The sequence below is a fragment of the Synechococcus sp. F70.1 genome (genome assembly GCF_047502745.1).
Lineage (GTDB): Bacteria > Cyanobacteriota > Cyanobacteriia > Thermostichales > Thermostichaceae > Thermostichus.
Map to the genome: position 1 here is coordinate 1 of NZ_JANSJL010000055.1, position 1,517 is coordinate 1,517.

Below are 1,517 nucleotides of genomic sequence, written 5' to 3' on the forward strand. Positions count from 1 at the left end.
GTGCGAAGATGGACAACCTAACCTTAATCCAACCGTTAAGTTCTGTCAACTCTCCTGAAAGAAGCCATGTCGCTTGCCCGCTGGATTCTAGGGATCCACACCACCACGCCCGTCTTGGGCCTAGCCCTCCTGCCGCTGGAAGGAAAGGAGGGGGAAGTCCGCAGCCAAAGTTGGTGGCTAGACCGCCAGATGGCAGCGCGGCTGCACCCGTGCCTAAAGGAGTTCTTGGCTGGCCAAGACTGGTCCCAGCTGGCGGGGATCGCTGTCGCCGTCGGGCCAGGGAGTTTTACCGGTAGCCGTTTGGGGGCGAGCGTGGCGCGGCTGGTGGGGCAGCAGCTGGGCATTCCCGTGTTTGGCTACTCGTCCTTGGCTGTTATTGCCCGCCAGGTGTGGCAGGAGCAGGGATCCCCACTCCAGCCCCTGAGGGTGGCGGTGCACATGGATGCCAAGCGGGGGGAGCGGTATGGCGGCGTGTACCGGGTAGGCCCAGACCAGGTAGTGGCTGAAGTGGCCGATCAACTCTGGGAGGCGGTGGCTTGGCAGGCCCTTCTCCGCCAGTGGCCGCAGGCGCTAGCGGTCGATGCCGCCGATTGGGTAGAGCCGGTGCCTGTGCTGGCGCTGGCAGAGCTTGCCCGTGCTGACTTTCTTGCAGGCCTGCGCCCTCCCTGGCAGGAGGTGTTGCCTAAGTACGGACGGCAGCCGCCCATTGATCTCAGCGGGGTGAATCGGAGTACCCCCCAGGCGCGGTAAGATTGGGAAGGCTAGGCCACAGACCCTGTGCTGACATGATCTCAAGCAACGACTTGCGCCCCGGCGTCTCTGTAGAGATTGATGGCGCTCCCTACAAAGTCATCGAGTTTCTCCACGTCAAGCCAGGCAAAGGGGCGGCCTTTGTGCGCACCAAGCTCAAAAACATGCAGACCGGCAACGTTGTCGAGAAAACCTTCCGCGCCGGCGAAATGCTGCCTGCTGCCACCATCGAAAAGGTGAACATGCAGTATCTCTATGCGGAAGGAGATAACCTCGTGTTCATGGACATGGAGACCTACGAGCAGGCTGTGCTCAGTACCGCCCAGGTGGGCTCTGCCGTGAAATACCTGAAGGAAAATATGGAAGTGTCTGTTTTGCGCTGGAAGGGGCAGGTGATCGATGTGGAGCTGCCCACCAGTGTCGTCCTGGAAGTGGTGGAGACGGACCCGGGCGTAAGGGGAGACACAGCTACAGGGGGGACTAAGCCTGCCAAGCTAGAAACCGGCGCCGAGATCCAGGTGCCTTTGTTTATCAAAGTGGGAGAGCGGGTTCGAGTCGATACTCGCACGGACACCTACCTAGGCCGCGAGTGATGGCTCTTCCCCCTTGCTAGGTTGCTGTTGTGGACAGGTGACTTCCCTTGGATGTCATTAATTGGCAGGAAATTCGCCTTCTGCTGGCCGCTCTGCAAGAGAGCGATGTTAGCGAGTTAACTCTAGAGTGCAAGGATTTCCGCCTTACTCTGCGCAAAGGAATCCCTGCTGCTC

2 protein-coding genes are annotated in these 1,517 nt (G+C 60.1%); both read left to right on the forward strand.

Annotation, left to right across the window (positions count from 1 at the left end; all coding sequences use genetic code 11):
- The first annotated feature begins 66 nt into the window (after positions 1-66).
- Positions 67-750 (forward strand): tRNA (adenosine(37)-N6)-threonylcarbamoyltransferase complex dimerization subunit type 1 TsaB, encoded by a 684-nt coding sequence (tsaB, locus tag NW860_RS05275; RefSeq protein ID WP_414512851.1) that lies wholly within the window; start codon positions 67-69, stop codon positions 748-750.
- Between the two features lie 35 nt (positions 751-785).
- A complete protein-coding gene (gene efp / locus NW860_RS05280) occupies positions 786-1,343 on the forward strand; it encodes an elongation factor P (RefSeq protein WP_414396277.1) in 558 nt (185 codons plus the stop codon).
- Positions 1,344-1,517: the final 174 nt, after the last annotated feature.

Excerpts from the sequence above, each read along its gene's own strand:
- tsaB (WP_414512851.1), top strand. The coding sequence starts at position 67 with ATGTCGCTTGCCCGCTGGATTCTAGGGATCCACACCACCACGCCCGTC.
- efp (WP_414396277.1), top strand. The coding sequence starts at position 786 with ATGATCTCAAGCAACGACTTGCGCCCCGGCGTCTCTGTAGAGATTGAT.